18 protein-coding genes are annotated in these 18939 nt (G+C 63.1%); 12 read left to right on the plus strand and 6 right to left on the minus strand.

Features of this window, described 5'->3' with window-relative positions:
- The first annotated feature begins 139 nt into the window (after nt 1–139).
- From OKW20_RS24760 to OKW20_RS24795, 8 genes are all read left to right on the plus strand, one after another.
- Nucleotides 140–2356: a primosomal protein N' gene (locus OKW20_RS24760; protein WP_429176443.1), complete on the plus strand. Its 2217-nt coding sequence runs from the start codon at nt 140–142 to the stop codon at nt 2354–2356.
- Between the two features lie 138 nt (nt 2357–2494).
- Entirely contained in the window at nt 2495–2881 is a 387-nt protein-coding gene (locus OKW20_RS24765; protein ID WP_043619162.1) for a hypothetical protein, read from the plus strand.
- 263 nt (nt 2882–3144) lie between these two features.
- Entirely contained in the window at nt 3145–3705 is a 561-nt protein-coding gene (locus tag OKW20_RS24770; RefSeq protein WP_305728137.1) for a F0F1 ATP synthase subunit delta, read from the plus strand.
- On the plus strand, nt 3705–5234 hold the full coding sequence (gene atpA / locus OKW20_RS24775; RefSeq protein WP_043619148.1) for a F0F1 ATP synthase subunit alpha: 1530 nt from the start codon (nt 3705–3707) through the stop codon (nt 5232–5234). The genes OKW20_RS24770 and atpA overlap by 1 nt, the downstream gene beginning before the upstream one ends.
- A 27-nt stretch (nt 5235–5261) precedes the next feature.
- Entirely contained in the window at nt 5262–6143 is an 882-nt protein-coding gene (locus OKW20_RS24780; RefSeq protein ID WP_043619147.1) for a F0F1 ATP synthase subunit gamma, read from the plus strand.
- A 24-nt stretch (nt 6144–6167) separates the two neighbouring features.
- Nucleotides 6168–7685 carry a F0F1 ATP synthase subunit beta gene (gene atpD, locus OKW20_RS24785; protein WP_043619145.1) on the plus strand — a complete coding sequence of 506 codons (1518 nt, stop codon included), beginning with the start codon at nt 6168–6170 and terminating at the stop codon, nt 7683–7685.
- Between the two features lie 120 nt (nt 7686–7805).
- Complete coding sequence (locus tag OKW20_RS24790; RefSeq protein ID WP_034803086.1) at nt 7806–8207, plus strand: F0F1 ATP synthase subunit epsilon; 402 nt, start codon at nt 7806–7808, stop codon at nt 8205–8207.
- Between the two features lie 187 nt (nt 8208–8394).
- Nucleotides 8395–9822 (plus strand): mannose-1-phosphate guanylyltransferase/mannose-6-phosphate isomerase, encoded by a 1428-nt coding sequence (locus tag OKW20_RS24795; protein WP_429176447.1) that lies wholly within the window; start codon nt 8395–8397, stop codon nt 9820–9822.
- Nucleotides 9823–9908: 86 nt separating this feature from the next.
- Here the strand turns inward: OKW20_RS24795 and OKW20_RS24800 are convergent, their stop codons facing one another.
- Entirely contained in the window at nt 9909–11012 is a 1104-nt protein-coding gene (locus OKW20_RS24800) for a saccharopine dehydrogenase family protein (protein WP_034802496.1), read from the minus strand.
- Between the two features lie 125 nt (nt 11013–11137).
- Between OKW20_RS24800 and OKW20_RS24805 the strand changes: the two genes are divergently transcribed.
- Nucleotides 11138–11569: an Lrp/AsnC family transcriptional regulator gene (locus OKW20_RS24805; protein WP_043619168.1), complete on the plus strand. Its 432-nt coding sequence runs from the start codon at nt 11138–11140 to the stop codon at nt 11567–11569.
- A gap of 36 nt (nt 11570–11605) precedes the next feature.
- Here the strand turns inward: OKW20_RS24805 and OKW20_RS24810 are convergent, their stop codons facing one another.
- The gene (locus OKW20_RS24810; protein ID WP_429176450.1) at nt 11606–12520 is read right to left on the minus strand and encodes a DUF6030 family protein; all 915 of its coding nucleotides are present in this window, start codon (nt 12518–12520) and stop codon (nt 11606–11608) included.
- A 285-nt stretch (nt 12521–12805) separates the two neighbouring features.
- Here OKW20_RS24810 and OKW20_RS24815 point away from each other — a divergent pair, with 285 nt between their 5' ends.
- Nucleotides 12806–13711, plus strand: a complete 906-nt coding sequence (locus OKW20_RS24815) for an aminoglycoside phosphotransferase family protein (RefSeq protein WP_429176453.1) — start codon at nt 12806–12808, stop codon at nt 13709–13711.
- A 330-nt stretch (nt 13712–14041) separates the two neighbouring features.
- Nucleotides 14042–14791, plus strand: coding sequence for a F0F1 ATP synthase subunit A (locus OKW20_RS24820; RefSeq protein ID WP_429176456.1), 750 nt, complete (start codon nt 14042–14044; stop codon nt 14789–14791).
- Nucleotides 14792–14829: 38 nt separating this feature from the next.
- On the opposite strand, the gene OKW20_RS24825 is transcribed toward OKW20_RS24820, so the two are convergent.
- From OKW20_RS24825 to OKW20_RS24840, 4 genes are read right to left on the minus strand one after another with little or no spacing between them, the layout of a single operon-like run.
- Nucleotides 14830–15681 carry a metal ABC transporter permease gene (locus OKW20_RS24825; RefSeq protein WP_429176459.1) on the minus strand — a complete coding sequence of 284 codons (852 nt, stop codon included), beginning with the start codon at nt 15679–15681 and terminating at the stop codon, nt 14830–14832.
- Nucleotides 15678–16538: a metal ABC transporter permease gene (locus OKW20_RS24830; RefSeq protein ID WP_192450952.1), complete on the minus strand. Its 861-nt coding sequence runs from the start codon at nt 16536–16538 to the stop codon at nt 15678–15680. The genes OKW20_RS24825 and OKW20_RS24830 overlap by 4 nt, the downstream gene beginning before the upstream one ends.
- A complete protein-coding gene (locus OKW20_RS24835; protein WP_429176463.1) occupies nt 16535–17470 on the minus strand; it encodes a manganese/iron ABC transporter ATP-binding protein in 936 nt (311 codons plus the stop codon). The genes OKW20_RS24830 and OKW20_RS24835 overlap by 4 nt, the downstream gene beginning before the upstream one ends.
- On the minus strand, nt 17467–18372 hold the full coding sequence (locus OKW20_RS24840; RefSeq protein WP_192450951.1) for a metal ABC transporter substrate-binding protein: 906 nt from the start codon (nt 18370–18372) through the stop codon (nt 17467–17469). The genes OKW20_RS24835 and OKW20_RS24840 overlap by 4 nt, the downstream gene beginning before the upstream one ends.
- 121 nt (nt 18373–18493) lie before the next feature.
- Here OKW20_RS24840 and OKW20_RS24845 point away from each other — a divergent pair, with 121 nt between their 5' ends.
- Nucleotides 18494–18922, plus strand: a complete 429-nt coding sequence (locus tag OKW20_RS24845; protein ID WP_034802472.1) for a Fur family transcriptional regulator — start codon at nt 18494–18496, stop codon at nt 18920–18922.
- Nucleotides 18923–18939 lie beyond the last annotated feature (17 nt).

Consider the following 18939-nt stretch of genomic DNA (forward strand, 5'->3'; position numbering starts at 1 on the left):
TCTACCGGGGAGGAATTCCGTTGGCAGAGATCGCGCGCGTTGAAACTCTGGTGGAACCGTGACAAACCCTGCGGCCTGCAAGGCTGCGGTTCGCAGCGCAGTTTTCTTTAACCGAAACACGTGGCAAGGTCACGGCAAAATGACTCGCGATTCAACCGATTTATTCGGCGATTTGCTCGGGCCCGTTTCGGCCCGTCGCGTCGTGCCGGTCCTGGTGCCCATGCCGGCGCCGAAAGCCTATTCCTATGCGGTTCCCGACGGCATGGCGGTCGAGCCGGGCTCGATCGTGCAGGTGCCGCTCGGCCCCCGCCTCGTCGTCGGCGTGGTCTGGGATGGCGACGATGACGGGAGCGTCGACGCCAAGAAACTCAAGACGATCGAGAAGGCTTTCGACTGCCCGCCGCTGACGCGCGACATGCGGACCTTTCTCGATTGGGTGGCCGCCTACACCGTCACGCCGCCGGGGCTGGTCGCGCGCATGGCGCTTCGCGCACCCGCCGCGTTCGATCCCGAGCCGATGGTGGAGGCGCTGCGTCTCACGGAGATGCGACCGGAGCGCATGACGGCGGCGCGCGAACGGGTGATCGCTGCCGCCAGCGACGGCTTTTCCTGGACACGCTCGGGTCTGGCGCACGCAGCCGGCACGTCGTCGAGCGTGATCGAAGGGCTGACCCAGCAAGGCGTCTTCGAGACCGTCTTCATGGCGCCGCCGCCGGTCGTCGCCTTGCCCGATCCCGATTTTACCGCCCCCCGGCTCGAAGGCCCGCAGAAGGATGCGGCGGCCGATCTGCTGGCAGCGGTCGAGGAGGGCGGCTTCTCGGTATCGCTGATCGACGGCATTACCGGCTCGGGCAAGACCGAGGTGTATTTCGAGGCGATCGCCGCGACCCTTCGGGCGGGCAAGCAGGTGCTGATCCTGCTTCCGGAAATCGCGCTGACGTCGAGCTTCCTCGAACGCTTCCAGGATCGCTTTGGCTCCAAGCCCGCCGAGTGGCATTCGGACTTGGCTCCCCGCACCCGTGAAAAGGTCTGGCGCCAGGTGACGACCGGCACGGTCCGCGTCGTTGCCGGCGCCCGTTCGGCGCTGTTCCTGCCCTTCGAGGAATTGGGTCTTATCATTGTCGACGAAGAGCACGACCCTGCCTACAAGCAGGAAGACCGCGTCTTCTACAATGCGCGCGACATGGCGGTCGTTCGTGGTCGCATCACCGGCTTTCCCGTCGTGCTCGTCTCGGCGACGCCGTCGCTCGAAAGCCGGGTCAATGGCGACGTCGGGCGCTACAAGCCGATCCACCTGCCGACCCGTTTCGGCGATGCGGCGCTGCCGCGGCTCGGCGTCGTCGACATGCGCCAGCATCCGCCGGCACGCGGCGGGTTTCTCTCGCCGGTGCTCTTGAACCAGGTCGGCAAGGCGATCGAGCGCGGCGAACAGGCGCTGCTGTTCCTCAATCGTCGCGGCTATGCGCCGCTGACGCTGTGCCGCGTCTGCGGCCATCGCTTCCAGTGCCCGGATTGTTCGAGCTGGCTGGTAGAGCATCGCTTCCGCGGGCAGATCCAGTGCCATCAGTGCGGCTATTCCGAGCGCACGCCGGAAGCCTGCCCAGAATGCGGCACGCTCGATCATCTGGTCGCCTGCGGGCCGGGGGTCGAACGCATCGCCGAAGAGGTGGAGCGGCATTTTCCCGAGGCGCGCACCATCGTGCTTTCTTCCGACCTGATGGGCGTCAAACGGCTGAGACTGGAGCTCGAAGCCATCACGCGTGGCGAGGCCGATATCGTCATCGGCACCCAGCTCGTCGCCAAGGGCCATAACTTTCCGCTGATGACACTGGTCGGCATCGTCGATGCGGATCTGGGTCTTGCGAACGGCGATCCGCGCGCGGCGGAGCGGACCTTCCAGCTGCTCTCGCAGGTGACCGGCCGTGCGGGCCGAACGGGTCTCAAAAGCCTCGGTTTGCTGCAGACCTATCAGCCGCAGCATCCGGTGATGCAGGCGATCGTGTCCGGCGATGCCGACGCTTTCTACGATCGTGAGATCGCCGAGCGCGAAAAGGCGCTGCTGCCGCCGTTCGGCCGGCTCGCTTCGCTGATCGTTTCGGCCGACACCCGGCAGGATGCCGAGGGCCATGCGCGCGGCTTGCGGATGGCAGCGCCAAGGACGGATGGCATTTCCATCCTCGGTCCAGCCGAGGCGCCGCTGGCGCTGGTGCGTGGGCGGCATCGCTTCCGGCTCCTGGTGCATGGCCGGCGCAACAGCGACATGCAGGCCTTCGTCAAGGCGATGATCGCCGCCGGCCCCAAGGAGCGCGGCTCGATCAGCGTCCAGCTCGACATCGATCCCCAAAGCTTCCTGTAGTTCAAGTTTCCTGTGATCGTTGCGTTCAAGCGCCCGTGGGCGATTCACAACCGGGGCGACATGCGCTAGAGGTCAGGGACGCATCGCTCCGGCCGACGACGGGGCGGCATGACAACGGGCTCATCTGCGGGAACGGGCATGGAGTTTTATATTCCGACGGAAACCGGCGAGTTCCTCGCCTTCTGTGCGGCGGCGGCGGCAGCGCTGATCGGCGTCGTCATGCTGTTTGCTCCGCGGCTGACCTTTCGCTTGGCCGGCATCGGCATTGCCGAGGGACGGCGGGGCGGGCTTGCCGAGGCGCGCTCGACCATGGGCGGCATGCATCTGGGACTCGGCCTTGCAGCCATTCTGCTCGCCCAGCCGATGGTTTATCTGGCTGTCGGGGCTGCCTTTGCGCTCGCCGCCTTCGGCCGAATCCTCTCCATGATGAGCGACAATGGCAGCACGCTCTACAACTGGGCGGCGCTCATCGTTCAGGCGGCGCTCGCCATCCTTCCGCTCGGCTATGTCTTCGGCATGATCTGATTGCGATTGCGGGCATCCCCGCGATTCACAGCGCAGGACCGAATTTACGGCAAAATTCGGCCAAAGGTGGCCGACTTATGCCGCATTCCTGCCGTTCGCGTGTTGCGAGTCCAAACATCCTATGCTAGACGAACCGCGAATTGCGGGGGAAGTGGGTCGCCAGGCCTCGATATCCTGCAAATTATTGCAGCAAATTCAAGAGCTTAAGTTGACGGCCCACCGCCAGCACCGTTCTTGGATGAAATTGAGAGAAGCTTGTGCCCGTGGCAGACACATCCCAGCTTATTTCCGGTGTTGCAGAAAGATATGCGTCCTCGCTTTTTGAACTTGCGCTCAGTGCCGGTTCGGTCGAGGCAGTCGGTGCGGATCTCACCCGCGTCCAGACCCTGATCGACGGTAGCGACGATCTGAAGCGGCTGATCGCCAGCCCGGTCTTTTCTGCAGACGACCAGTTCAAGGCCATTTCGGCTGTTGCAGCGAAAGCTGGCATCTCCGGGCTCGTCGGCAACTTCCTCAAGGTCGTTGCCCGCAATCGCCGCCTCTTCGCGCTGCCGGGCATGATCAAGGCGTTCCGCCTGATCGCCGCGCGCCATCGTGGCGAAATTTCCGCCGACGTCACGTCGGCCCATGCGCTCTCCGCAGCGCAGGAAACTGAATTGAAGGCGACGCTGAAGAGCGTCACCGGCAAAGACGTGGCGGTCAACGTCACCGTCGACCCGTCTATTCTTGGAGGTCTGATCGTCAAGGTCGGGTCCCGCCAGATTGACACTTCCCTTCGCACCAAACTCTCTAGCCTTAAGCTTGCACTGAAAGAGGTCGGCTGATGGATATCCGCGCCGCGGAAATTTCCGCAATTCTTAAAGATCAGATCAAAAATTTCGGCCAGGAAGCAGAAGTCTCCGAAGTCGGTCAGGTGCTTTCCGTCGGTGACGGTATTGCCCGCGTCTACGGCCTCGACAATGTCCAGGCAGGCGAAATGGTCGAATTCCCGGGTGGAATTCGCGGCATGGCGCTGAACCTCGAAGCCGACAACGTCGGTGTCGTTATTTTCGGTTCGGACCGTGACATCAAGGAAGGCGACACCGTCAAGCGGACTGGCGCCATCGTGGACGTTCCGGTTGGTCCGGAGCTGCTCGGCCGCGTCGTCGACGCGCTCGGCAACCCGATCGACGGCAAGGGCCCGATCAACGCCAAGCAGCGCGCACGCGTTGACGTCAAGGCTCCGGGCATCATTCCGCGCAAGTCGGTTCATGAGCCGATGTCGACCGGCCTTAAGGCCATCGACGCTCTGATCCCGGTTGGCCGTGGCCAGCGCGAGCTCGTCATCGGCGACCGCCAGACCGGCAAGACCGCGATCATCCTCGACACGATCCTCAACCAGAAGGCCATTCACGACAATGGTCCGGATGGTGACAAGCTGTATTGCGTCTACGTCGCAATCGGCCAGAAGCGTTCGACGGTTGCCCAGTTCGTGAAGGTTCTGGAAGAGCGCGGCGCCCTGCAGTACTCGATCATCGTTGCTGCAACGGCTTCCGATCCGGCTCCGATGCAGTACCTCGCACCGTTCGCCGGCTGCGCGATGGGCGAATACTTCCGTGACAACGGCAAGCACGCTCTCATCGGCTACGACGACCTGTCCAAGCAGGCTGTTGCCTACCGTCAGATGTCGCTGCTGCTGCGCCGCCCGCCGGGCCGCGAAGCTTACCCGGGCGACGTTTTCTACCTGCACTCCCGCCTGCTCGAGCGCGCTGCAAAGCTGAACGACGACATGGGCGCTGGCTCGCTGACGGCTCTGCCGGTCATCGAAACGCAGGGCAACGACGTTTCGGCATTCATTCCGACCAACGTGATCTCGATCACCGACGGCCAGATCTTCCTTGAAACCGACCTGTTCTACCAGGGCATCCGTCCGGCCGTTAACGTCGGTCTGTCGGTTTCCCGCGTTGGCTCGGCCGCGCAGATCAAGGCGATGAAGCAGGTTGCCGGCTCGATCAAGGGCGAACTCGCCCAGTATCGCGAAATGGCCGCCTTCGCGCAGTTCGGCTCGGACCTCGATGCCGCTACGCAGCGCCTGCTGAACCGCGGTGCCCGCCTGACCGAACTCCTGAAGCAGCCGCAGTTCTCGCCGCTGAAGACGGAAGAGCAGGTCGCTGTCATCTTCGCAGGTGTCAACGGTTACCTCGACAAGCTGCCGGTCAACCAGGTCGGCAAGTTCGAGCAGGGCCTGCTTTCGTACATGCGTTCGGAAGGCAAGGACATCCTGGAAACCATCCGCAAGGACAAGGCGATCTCCGACGACGTCAAGGGCAAGCTGAAGGCTGCAATCGACAGCTTCGCCAAGTCTTTCGCCTGAGCGGATTTCAGTTAGGACGGATAACGGATGCCTTCACTTAAGGATCTGAAGAACCGGATCGCCTCCGTCAAGGCGACGCAGAAGATCACCAAGGCGATGAAAATGGTCGCCGCGGCGAAGCTTCGGCGTGCGCAGGAGGCGGCTGAGGCCGCCCGGCCTTACTCGCAGCGTATGGCTGCCGTTCTCGCCAACATCGCCCAGGCGGTTGGCGCGGACGACAGCGCGCCTGCGCTGATGACCGGAACCGGCAAGGACGATACGCACCTTCTGGTCGTCTGCACGGCTGAACGCGGCCTTTGCGGCGGCTTCAACTCGCAGATCGCCCGTCATGCCCGCGACCACGTTCGCAAGCTGCTTGCAGCCGGCAAGACGGTCAAGATCATCTGCGTCGGCAAGAAGGGCTTCGATATTCTGCGCCGCGAATACGCGTCGCTGATCATCGATCGTGTCGACCTGCGTGAGGTCAAGAAGATCGGCTTTGAAAACGCCGACCAGATTGGCCACAAGGTCATCGCGCTCTTCGAAAAGGGCGAGTTCGATGTCTGCACGCTGTTCTATTCTGAGTTCAAGTCCGTTATCGCCCAGATTCCGACGGCTCAGCAGCTGATCCCCGCTTCGGCCGGCCCGGTCGCAGCGGAAGCATCGGATGCTTCGGCTGTCTACGAATATGAGCCGGACGCGGGCGCGATCCTCAGCGATCTCATTCCGCGCAACATTTCGGTGCAGATCTTCCGGGCCTTGCTCGAGAACGTCGCAGGCGAAATGGGTGCCAAGATGAGCGCGATGGACAACGCGACGCGCAATGCTGGTGAGATGATCAACAAGCTGACGCTGAACTACAACCGTCAGCGCCAGGCTCAGATCACCAAGGAACTCATTGAAATCATCTCGGGCGCGGAAGCGCTCTAAGGTCACGAGAAGAGGGTAAGGATTATGGCTAAGGCAGCTACCCCGAAAGAAACCGCAGCGGAGAAGAAGCCCGCTGCACCGAGGAAGGCAGCTTCCGCCAAGACCGCAGCAGCAGCCGCAACCGGCGCTGTCGGTCGCGTAACGCAGGTCATCGGCGCCGTCGTCGACGTCGCGTTCGATGAAGGCCAGCTTCCGCAGATCCTGAACGCGCTGGAGACCGACAACAACGGTAACCGCCTCGTTCTCGAAGTCGCACAGCACCTCGGCGAAAACTCCGTTCGCACGATCGCCATGGACTCGACCGAAGGTCTGGTTCGCGGCCAGTCGGTTACCGACACCGGCGCACCGATCACGGTTCCGGTTGGCGACGAAACGCTCGGCCGCATCATGAACGTCATCGGCGAGCCGGTTGACGAAGCCGGTCCGCTCGTCACCTCCGGCAAGCGCGCCATCCACCAGGAAGCGCCGTCCTACGTCGAGCAGTCGACGGAAGCGCAGATCCTCGTCACCGGCATCAAGGTCGTCGACCTTCTCGCTCCTTACGCAAAGGGCGGCAAGATCGGCCTCTTCGGCGGCGCAGGCGTCGGCAAGACCGTTCTCATCATGGAACTGATCAACAACGTCGCCAAGGCGCACGGTGGTTACTCGGTGTTCGCAGGCGTGGGTGAACGTACCCGCGAAGGCAACGACCTTTACCACGAAATGATCGAGTCCGGCGTTAACAAGCACGGCGGCGGTGCAGGCTCCAAGGCTGCCCTCGTATACGGCCAGATGAACGAACCGCCGGGCGCCCGCGCTCGCGTCGCTCTGACCGGTCTGACGATCGCTGAAGACTTCCGCGACAAGGGCCAGGACGTTCTGTTCTTCGTCGACAACATCTTCCGCTTCACCCAGGCAGGCTCCGAAGTGTCGGCTCTGCTCGGCCGTATCCCGTCGGCCGTGGGTTACCAGCCGACGCTGGCGACCGACATGGGTCAGATGCAGGAACGCATCACCACCACGACCAAGGGCTCGATCACCTCGGTTCAGGCCATCTACGTTCCGGCCGACGACTTGACCGACCCGGCGCCGGCAACCTCGTTCGCCCACCTGGACGCAACGACCGTTCTGTCGCGCTCGATCGCCGAAAAGGGTATCTACCCGGCCGTTGACCCGCTCGACTCGACCTCGCGCATGCTCGACCCGATGATCGTCGGCGAAGAGCACTATGAAGTGTCGCGTAAGGTGCAGACGACCCTGCAGCGCTACAAGGCTCTCCAGGACATCATCGCCATCCTGGGCATGGACGAACTGTCTGAAGAAGACAAGCTGGCCGTTGCCCGCGCTCGTAAGATCGAACGCTTCCTGTCGCAGCCGTTCTTCGTCGCCGAAGTCTTCACCGGTTCGCCGGGCAAGCTCGTCGCTCTCGAAGACACGATCAAGGGCTTCAAGGGCCTGGTCAACGGCGAGTACGACCACCTGCCGGAAGCTGCCTTCTACATGGTTGGCTCGATCGAAGAAGCGATTGAAAAGGCCAAGAAGCTGGCTGCTGAAGCCGCTTGATAGCACTGTTAAGCCTCGGCGCTGCACAAGCGCCGAGGCTTTCATCCTGTCCTTTCGCAAGGATAGGGAAGACATGCACAGCCGCCTCTCAGGTGGCGCGCCCACAAGAAGTGAATGGTCATGGCCGATTTCAACTTTGAGCTTGTTTCCCCCGAGCGCCTGCTCGTCTCCGAAAAGGTGACGGAAGTCGTCATTCCGGCGACCGAGGGCGAGATGACCGTGATGGCCAATCACGCGCCGACGATGACGACGGTGAAGCCCGGCGTGGTCACGGTGAAGCTGGCCGACGGCAAGACGGAGCGCTTTGCGGTGTTTGGCGGCTTTGCCGACATCCTGCCGACCGGCTGCACGCTGCTCGCCGAATCCGCCGTTCATGTCGATGAACTCGACCGCACGGCTCTCGAAAGCCGCATCGACGCGGTTCGCGCCGAGCTGGAAGGCGCCGGTGACGAGAAGAAGACCCGTCTGGAGCAGTTTGTCGCCGAACTGACGAAGCTCGGCGAGATCGTCATCCCGGCCTGAAAGGGACACCCGGAAGGGTGAAGCGCAGAAACAAAGCCCCGCCTTCGAGCGGGGTTTTTTTATGCGTTCATCCGGGCCGCTCCCGCTGCAACGCAGCTGGTGGCTCCCATCGGCGACTTTAGCTATTCTTCATCGTCGATCCTGTATTCATCGATGATTACGCAGCCCACGAGGAAAGACCGCTGGCATGACGTCGAAGATTGTTCCTGTCATCATGGCCGGTGGAAAGGGCACCCGACTGTGGCCGCTCTCGCGCTCCTCCGCGCCGAAGCAGTTCCTGCAGATCCTTTCCGAGCGATCGCTGTTCCAGCAGACGCTCGAGCGTGTCGGCGACCGGACGCGCTACGAGCCGGCGATCGTCGTCACCAACAGCGACTTTCGCTTTATCGTCGCCGAGCAGGCGCGCACGATCGAGGCCGAGCTCGGCGACATTCTCCTGGAGCCGGTGGCGCGCAACACCGCACCGGCCCTTGCCGCCGCCGCCTTCGCAGTGCTTGGCCGTTACGGCGAAGGCGCGATCATGCAGGTGCTTGCCTCTGATCACGAGATCGACGCCGGCGTCCTCTACGAGGACTGCATCTTGAGAGCGCAGGCGGCCGCCAGGCGGGGAGAGCTGGTAACGTTCGGCATCACCCCAACCGAACCGGCCACCGGCTACGGCTATATCGAATGCGGCGACGAACTGGCCGAAGGCACGAACCGGGTGGCGCGCTTCGTCGAGAAACCGGATCGGGTGAAAGCCGAGGCGATGATCGCGACCGGGCGCTATCTCTGGAACTCCGGCCTGTTCATGCTGCCGGTGACACTCTTTCTCGACGAGTTGAAGCGGTTTGCGCCGGAGGTTTTCGACGCAGCGAAGGCTGCGGTCGAAGGCGCCTACAAAGATCTCGACTTCATCCGGCTGCATAGCGAGAGCTTTGCTGCAGCACCTGATATTTCCGTCGACTATGCGGTGTTCGAAAAGACCGAGCATGCCGCGGTGGTACCCTCGTCCTTCCCCTGGTCGGATCTCGGAAGCTGGGATGCGGTGTGGAAGACCGGACGCAAGGATGCCGACGGCAATGTCGTCACGGACCGAGCGACGGTGTCGAACACCCGCAACTCGCTGGTGCTGTCACGCGACATTCACTTGGCGGTGCAGGGTCTGGAAGACGTGGCCGTCATTGCCGGAGAGGACGCCGTCTATGTCGGGCGGCTGGACGACAGCCAGAGCGTCGGCCATATCGTCAAGGCGCTCGCCCGCTCTCCCAAAACCGCGGCGCTGACGGAAGTGCATCCGACCTCCTACCGTCCCTGGGGCGCGGTGGCCGCACTTTCCGACGGTGAGCGCTTCTCGGTGAAACGCCTACGCGTGACGCCCGGCAAGAAGATCTCGCTGCAGAAGCACCATCACCGTGCGGAGCACTGGGTCGTCGTGCGCGGCACGGCGGAGATCACCATGGGTGGCGAGACGCGGCTGCTCCACGAGAACGAGTCGGTATTCATTCCGCAGGGCACGGTGCACCGGCTGCACAATCCGGGCAAAATCCCGCTGGAACTGATCGAGGTGCAGACCGGTTCCTATCTCGGCGACGACGACACCGTCCGCATCGAGGACGAATTCGGCCGTAAATAGGCGCATCGCATCGTTGTCGGACGGCGAAACGAAAAATGCCCGGGCGAAACCCGGGCATTGAAGTCGGCGCATCAGGGCTGATTGGCTCAGCCGGCGACGCGCGCGCTCTCGCCCTTCTGGGCGTAGTAGTGGCCGAAGCGGTTTGCGAGGAAGGTATCGAGGCCGATGTCTTCCTGGCGAACGAAACCCTTCTGGGCGATCTTGCCTTCGGCAAGCAGATCGAGCACGGCGCAGATGCTGCCGGCGGTGGTGATCTGGATGCCGCTCTGCATGCGACCGGCAACGACGCCGCTATAGACCTTGTTGGCGTAGGTTTCCTGGATCAGGCGACCGTCGCGGAAACCCGAAACGGTGACGAAGATCACGACGACATCCTGGGTGGTGGTCGGCAGGGAATTTTCGAAGATGTCCTTGAGGACTTCGCGGCGGTGACGCAGGCCGAGGTCGTTGAGGAGCGCCTTCATGATGGCGGCGTGACCCGGGTAGCGGATCGTCTTGTAGTTCAGCGTGCGGACCTTGCCCTTCAGCGTTTCGCACAGCGTGCCGAGGCCGCCCGAGGTGTTGAAGGCTTCGTAGGTTACGCCGTCGAGCGAGAATTCTTCGCGCTCTTCCATAGCCGGCACTTCGATCAGGTTGCTCTCAACGATCGCTTCGCAGGGCTCGATGTATTCGTTGATGACGCCGTCGGTGCTCCAGGTGAGGTTGTAGTTCAGAGCGTTCGACGGGTACTGCGGCAGGGCGCCGACGCGCATGCGCACGCTTTCCAGCGTTTGGAAACGGCTGGCGAGATCGTTGGCGACGATCGAGATGAAGCCCGGTGCGAGGCCGCACTGCGGGATGAAGGCGGTGTTCGCCTTGGCGGCGATCGCCTTGACCTGGCGGGTGGATTCGACGTCTTCGGTAAGATCCAGGTAGTGGATGCCGGCTTCGGCAGCGGCTTCGGCGATCGCGACCGTCAGGTGGAACGGAGCCGCACTCAGAACCGCGAACTTGCCGGAGAGAAGAGCGACGAGCGCCTTCTTGTCGCCGATGTCGACGGTCGCCGTCGTGATCGCGGCATGCTTTTCGACCTGCTCCAGCTGCTCGGCGGCGCGGTCGGCGACGCAGACGCTGTAGTCGCCGGTGTGTGCCAACATGCGAGCGATGGTGGAGCCGATCTTGCCTGCTCCGATGACGACGATATTCTTCATTCTTTCCCCCAGGGCATGAGAACTGTTTGTGTCTCTATTGTTGTGGGAGGGGCTGTTGATTTGAAGCGCTGATGTGACTAAATCGCCTATCTAAATTCGGCAGATTGCCCAACTGGACCGACGAAATGCAGATCACGGACAAGGATCGCGAGCTCCTCGCCATCTTGAGCGAAAACGCCCGCATGCCGACGGCGACGATTGCCCGAAGGCTCGGCCTGTCGCGCACGACGGTGCAGGCCCGCATCGAGCGGCTGGAGCGCGAAGGCATCATCGCCGGCTATGGCGTGCGCCTGTCGGAAAGCTACGAGAAGGGGCTGGTCAAGGCGCATGTGCTGATCACGATTGCGCCGCGGGCGCTCTCGCGCGTGACCCCGGAGCTGAGCGCCATCCGGGAAATCCAGACGCTGCATTCGGTCAGCGGCAGCTTCGACCTGATTGCCGTGGTCGCTGCGACGTCGATCAGCGAACTCGACCTGCTGATCGATCGCATCGGCGAGATCGACGGCGTCGACCGGACGCTGTCGTCGATCATCCTCTCGACGCGGATCGATCGCTAGACCGTCCTTCGGTTCGAGCGATAGGCGGCGCGATCGTCAGGGCGGGCTGGCGGCCGGTGCGGATTCCTCTTTGCCCGTGCCCGTTCCGTCCGGAACCTTGGCCGGGGCGTTCCAGGCACTCGGTCCCCGAACGAAACTGCGCAGGCTGCCATCGCCATAGGCGAGCCACTTGCTGCGATCGAAATATTGCTCGGCAATGCTCTTCGGGCGGGCACGGGCGGCCTGGTTGGCCAGGAAATTGTAGCGCTGAGTCTCCTCGTCGGATTCACGCTTGAGCTGAATGCGGCTGCCAAAGCGCTTGAGGTCGAATTCCCTCAGCGCCTGGATCTGCAAGGTGACGCTGGCCGCATCCGCCCAGCGCACGTGATCGAGGAAGACGGATGCCGCCCGCGCCGCAGCCGTCGTCACCGCCTGGCTGTCCTCCTGGCGCTCGATGTTGAGCTTGACGCGGAACGACGAGATTTCTTCCTCGCCGCTGCCCTTGACGAAGATGAAGATCGAAGAGGGTTTGTCTTCGCCCGGCCGGGGCAAGGAAATCAGCGAGGAGCATTCCCACTGGGCCCGTTCGCCGGCGCTCGATTTCCATTCGAGTTCCCGAAATCCGGCATCGCGCAACTCGTCGCAAAGCGCCTTTGGGTCGCTGCGGATGACGCGCAGGAACTGCTGCTCCGGCGTCTGCAGATCCTGGAAGGTCCAGGCGGGCAACGCAATGCGCGGCGGCACGCGCCTCTCGCGCTTCGTGCCCGTCGTCTCGTCTGGTCTCCCTCTTTCGAGAAAGGTCGTCGGCAGGCCGAGTGCGAGCAGAACCTTCTTCAGATTGCGTTGCTCGTTGGCGAGCAGGGCCGTCGCGACGATGGCGGTGACGATCAGCAGCAGGGCCACGATGAAGAAGCGCAGACCGGTGCTGCGGGCCGGCTTGCCGGCCGGCGTCTTGCCTTTGGCCGTGCTCATGCAGCCTCGCTCGCCCGATGACGGGCGATGAGTTGCGGAGCCTCCAGCGAAGGGCGGTCGGTCTGCCGGGTTTCCATGATCTCAGGCTAGCAAGATGTCCAAGCCTTCTTCATCCTCGAAATCCGTCGCGGCGGCAATATGCAACCGCCGATAACCGCGAGGCGACTGTTGCATCCCGGCACAACGCGCCGGTGAACCATCGCCGGCGTGAACTAAAAAGTTGAAATCCGGAAGCGATTGCCTAACTAGCGTCCGCAGACATTCAAACCGGAGCGCATGTTCGTCATGACAGAGCCGACATCCGCAACGCCGTCGATCGACGTAGCACTGGTGCGCCGGCTACTCGCGGTGCAGTTTCCGCAGTGGTCGGAACTCGACATAAGGCCGATCGAACCGGGCGGCTGGGACAACAGGACGTTTCGCCTCGGCGACCGGATGACCGTCCGGTTGCCGAGCGCCGAACACTACGTTCTGCAGGTGGAAAAGGAACATCGCTGGCTGCCGCTGTTGGCGCCGCAACTGCCGCTGCCCATTCCTGTGCCTCTCGGCAAGGGCGTGCCGGGAGAAGGTTTTCCCTGGCCCTGGTCGGTCTATCGTTATCTCCCCGGGGAAACACTGGCTGCCGAGCGGGTCGACGATGTCAGGCAGGTCGCGAAGGACCTGACGCGGTTCCTGCGCGCGCTGATGCAAGCGGATACCGCTGGAGGGCCCGTGCCCGGCGATCACAATTTCCATCGCGGTGGACCGCCCGCCTTCTACGACGCGCAGACGCGCCGGGCGCTCACGCTGCTTGCGGGCGATGTCGACACGACGGCGGCAGGGGAGGTATGGGAAGCCGCACTTGCCGCACGGTTCGAGGGACCGCCCCTCTGGTTTCACGGCGATATCGCCTGGGGCAACCTGCTGGTCGAGAACGGCAGCCTGAGCGGCGTCATCGACTTCGGCACTTCCGGCGTCGGGGATCCCGCCTGCGATCTGGCGATTGCCTGGACGTTTTTCGGCGGCGAGAGCCGCGAGGTCTTCCGCGACGGCATGGCTCTCGATCACGGCGCCTGGGCGCGGGGCCGCGGCTGGACGCTGTGGAAGGCGTTGATCGTGCTTGCCGGCATGGCTGGCGCGCCGGCGAGCGAAAAGGCAAAGCAGCGCGTGGTGATCGACGAGGTTCTTGCGGATCACCGTCGCTACGGCTGAGACCGGTTGCGCGCCGGCCGGGCGCCGACTTGACCCCGGCGCAAATTGCCTCTAGGTCAGGCGCACGCGGGACGACCCGCGTCGGTGTTTCGCCTGGGGACGGCCCCATTATCTCGACCGAGATATTGGAGACGATCGTACCATGCAGCCCCGTAGCCCGCGGCACGCCCGCGTGACCATTTCCTTCATCGAGCAGCCCGATCACCCCGCCGGACGCCATCGTTTCGTGGAACGATCCCGGCCGCCGATCGCTTTCCCAACATATTGAAGCGCGCAGGTGGCCGCCCGCGCGCGCCGCCGACGTTTCGTCACCAACGCACGAGGTTGATGATGGCCGGACCCATCGAACAATTTGAGATCAAGTCGCTCTTCCCGATCGCCGAAGTCGGCGGCCACCAGATCAGCTTTACCAACTCTGCCGCCTATATGGTGCTGACGATCGCGATCGCCAGCCTCTTCCTGATCCTGTCGACCAGGAGGCGCGGCCTCGTGCCGAACAGGGCGCAGTCGGCGGCCGAAATCCTCTACGAGTTCGCGGCAAAGACACTGCGCGACAATGCCGGCGAGAAGGGCATGCGCTTCTTCCCGCTCGTCTTCTCGCTGTTCATGTTCATCCTCACCGCCAACCTGATCGGCATGTTCCCCTATGCCTTCACGGTGACGAGCCACATCGCCGTCACCTTCGCGCTGGCGATGCTCGTTTTCCTGACGGTCACGCTCTATGGCCTCTACCGGCATGGCCTCGGCTTCCTGCGGCTGTTCATGCCGTCGGGCGTGCCGCTGATCTTGGCACCGATCATCATCCCGATCGAGGTGGTCTCGTACCTCTCGCGCCCGGTCAGCCACTCGGTGCGTCTGTTCGCGGTCATGCTCGCCGGTCACATCACGCTCAAGGTCTTCGCGGGCTTCGTCGTGGGGCTTAGCGGTTTTGGTGCGCTCGGGATGCTGGCGGCGGTGATGCCGCTGCTGATGACTGTGGCGCTGACCGGGCTCGAACTGCTGATGGCGCTCATCCAGGCCTACATCTTCACCATGCTGACCTGCATGTATCTCAACGACGCGCTGCACCCGAGCCACTGACAAAGGCAAAGAGGCTCCCTGCAAGGGGAGCCTCTTTCTCATTCGGCCGCCGTGCGCCGGGCTTCGTTGCGGTAGGTCCGCCAGGACGACCAGGCGAAGGCCATCAGGAACATCGCGGTCATCAGCAGCACGATGGTCGGCGCCGGCGCGCTGTCGATGAAGAAGGACAGATAGACGCCGGTAAACGACGCCGTCATCGCGACCAGCACGGCGACGACGAGCATCGCGCCCATGGTCCGGGTGATCAGGAAGGCGATGGCGCCCGGCGCGATCAGCATGGCGATGGCGAGGATCAGCCCCACCGCCTTCAACGCGCCGACGATCGTCAGCGACAGGATCGCCAGCAGCCCGTAGTGCAGCCAGTTGACCGGCAGGCCGACGGCCTTGGCCTGGGCCGGGTCGAAGGCATGCAGCAGGAAATCCCGCCACTTGACCGCGAGGATGCCGGCGGCGACGAGCGCGATCACGCCGGTCTCGACAATGTCGGGCCAACCAATGCCGAGCATGTCGCCGAAGAGGATGTGATCGAGGTGCACGTCGCTCTGGATCTTGGTGTAGAGCACCAGGCCGAAACCGAACATGCCGGAAAAGACCACGCCCATGACCGTATCCTGCTTGATGCGGCTGTTCTCCTTGAGATAGCCGGTCAGCAACGCGCAGGACATGCCGGCGGCAAAGGCGCCGACGGCGAGCGGCAGGCCGACGATGTAGGAGATCACCACGCCGGGAAAGACGGCATGCGAGATCGCATCGCCCATCAGCGACCAGCCCTTCAGCACCAGGAAGCAGGAGAGCATCGCGGTCGGGATCGCCACCAGCACCGAGATCAGAAGCGCGTTGCGCATGAACTCGAATTCGAACACGGCAAGCATCATGTCGAGCGAGATCATCGGCCAGCCTCCGCCGGTTCGGCGCCACGCCGGCGCGCGGCGAGAAGTCCGTGTTTCGGGGCAAAGACGAAGGCCGTGAGGAAGATCAGCGTCTGCAGCACGATGATGATGCCACCGGTGGCGCCATCGAGGAAGTAGCTGAAATAGGCGCCGAAGAAGCTCGTCAGCGTACCGATGGCGACGCTGATCAGGATCAGCCGCGGGAAACGGTCCGTCAGCAGGTAGGCGGTGGCGCCCGGCGTCACCACCATGGCGATGACGAGGAAGGCGCCGACGGTCTGCAGCGCCGCGACCGTACAGGCCGAAAGCAGCGTGAAGAACAGGACCTTGAGGAAGGTCGTCGGAATTCCGATCGAGCGGGCATGGCTCTCGTCGAAGAAGGTGACCATCAGGTCCTTCCACTTGGCCGTCAGAATGATCAGCGAGACGATGCCGATGATCGCCAGCTGCAGCGTGTCGGCCGGCGTGATCGCCAGGATATTGCCGAGCACGATCGTTTGGATGTTCACCGACGTCGGCGACAGCGACACCATGAACAGGCCGAGGCCGAAGAAGGAGGTGAAGATCAGGCCGATGATCGTGTCTTCCTTCAGCCTTGTGCGTTGGTTGAGGAAGAGCATGGCGCCGGCGGCGAGCGCCCCGGAGAAGAAGGCGCCGAGCGAGAAGGGCAGGCCGAGCATGTAGGCGCCGGCGACGCCGGGCACGATCGAGTGCGAGAGCGCGTCCCCGATCAGAGACCAGCCCTTGAGCATCAGATAGGAAGACAGGAAGGCGCAGACGCCGCCGACCAGCGCGCTCACCCACATGGCGTTGAGCATGTAGCCGTAGGTGAAGGGTTCGAGAAGCGTGGCGGTCATTTGCCGTTCGGCTCCGTGTTCGCTTCAGGCTTTGCCGGCTGGGCCACCATGCGGTCCTTGTCGCCATACATGACGAGCGGACGCTCGTCGTCGGTGATGACGGCAAGCTGGCGGGGATCGGCATCGTCGTGCAGGTTTTCACCGCCGAGCACGAAATGCCGGAGCACGCCGCCAAAGGCGAGTTCGAGGTTTTCGCGGGTAAAGGTCGTCTCGGTCGGGCCGTAGGCGAGCACGGTGTTTTTCAGCAGCACGGTGCGGTCGCAGAATTCCGGCACGCTGCCGAGATTGTGGGTCGAGACCAGCATGACCCGGCCCTCGTCGCGAAGCCCGATGAGCAGCCGGATGATCGCGTCCTCGGTCTTGACGTCGACGCCGGTGAAGGGCTCGTCGAGCAGGATGACCTTGCCGTCCTGGGCAAGGGCGCGTGCGAGGAAGACGCGCTTCTTCTGGCCGCCGGAGAGCTCGCCGATCTGGCGCTTGCGGTAGTCGCTCATGCCGACGCGGGCAAGGGCTGCCTCGACCGCCTCGTGATCGATCTTCTTCGGGATGCGCAGCATGTTCATGTGGCCATATCGGCCCATCATGACGACGTCTTCGACCAGCACCGGGAAGTTCCAGTCGACTTCTTCGGCTTGGGGCACATAGGCGACGAGGTTCTTCTTCAGCGCTTCCGGCACGGAAAGACCGAGGATCGAGATGTCGCCGCGCGACAGGCGGGCAAAGCCCATGATCGCCTTGAACAGTGTCGACTTGCCGCTGCCGTTGACGCCGACGAGTGCTGTGATCGTGCCGGTCGGGATCTCGAAGCTAGCGTCACGCAGCGCCCGCAGGCCGTTGCGGTAGGTGACGGTGGCGCCGGCAACGCGGATGCCGCTTCCTTGCTCGCCGGAAGTAGGTGCCGGGCCGGAGCGGGTCTTCACCTGAAGGTTCATTGTGCAAGACCCTTGGCGATGGTTTCCGATGTGACGCGCAGCAGGTCGACATAGGTTGGAACCGGGCCGTCCGCTTCGCTCAGGGAATCAACGTAAAGCACGCCGCCGTATTTTGCACCGGTCTCGCGCGCCACTTGCTCTGCCGGATCGGGCGAAATCGTGCTTTCGGAGAAGACGACCGGGATATGGTTCGCCCTGACGGCGTCGATCACCTTGCGGACCTGCTGCGGGGTACCCTGCTGGTCGGCATTGATCGGCCAGAGGTAGAGTTCCTTCATGCCGAAATCGCGGATCAGGTAGCTGAAGGCGCCTTCGCTCGAGACCAGCCAGCGCTTGTCCTCGGGGATCTTGGCGATCTCGGCGCGGATCGGTGCAATGGTTGCCTCGATCTTCTGCTTGTAGGCCTCGGCATTGGCCTTGTAGGTCTCGGCATTGTCAGGGTCGTACTTCACGAAGGCGTCGCGGATGTTGTCGACATAGATCAACGCGGCCGATGGCGACATCCAGGCATGCGGATTGGGCTTGCCGCTATAGGGGCCCTCGGCAATGCCCATGGGGTCGATGCCGGTCGAGACGACGACGCCGGGAACATCGTCGAAGTTCTGGAAGAACTTTTCGAACCAGCGCTCCAGGTTCAGGCCGTTCCAGAGGATCAGCTTGGCGTCGTGCGCCTTCAGGATATCGCGCGGCGTCGGCTGGTAGTTGTGGATCTCGGCGCCCGGCTTGGTGATCGATTCGACGATGGCTGCGTCGCCTGCGACATTCTTTGCCATGTCGGCAATGACCGTGAAGGTCGTCACGGCCTTGAATTTCTCCTGCGCGTAAGCGGCGCCTGGAACGAGCGCAATGGCTGCGACGGCCGTCATTGCCGCCAGGATCGCGCGCCTCGTCTGATCGATCATTCTCTACTCCCAGATGTTGATATCAGCAGGAGTAGGGGAATGATTTGCATAAGTCAATGCAAATGAGAAGCATTCGCAACTGGCTATTTTCAAAGGCCGTGCCCTTGGCTAGTGTACGGCCATGAAACAGAACAAGAATCGTGTCGAAGAACTGGAAGGCGTGTTGCGGGATGGTGGCGTGCGCGTGACGCGCCAGCGTGCCGCAATCCTGAAGATCCTCGCCACCGCAGAAGACCATCCGGATGCAAACGAACTGCATCGCCGGGCGAAGGAAATCGACGCCACCGTCTCGCTGTCGACGGTCTACCGGACCTTGTCAGCGCTTGAGCAACAGGGCGTGGTGCAGCGCCATGCCTTCGAGAGTGCGACCGCTCGCTTCGAGACCGCCGACGCGCCGCATCATGACCACCTGATCGATATCGACACCGGCGCGGTGATCGAGTTCCGCTCCGACAAGATTGAACAGCTTCAGGCGGAAATCGCCGCCGAACTCGGCTATGACCTCGTGCGTCACCGGCTGGAACTCTACTGCCGCAAGCGCAAGGACTGAGGCCTCGGTAATGGCGC

The organism is Ensifer sp. LBL (assembly GCF_050435225.1).
Taxonomy (GTDB): domain Bacteria; phylum Pseudomonadota; class Alphaproteobacteria; order Rhizobiales; family Rhizobiaceae; genus Ensifer.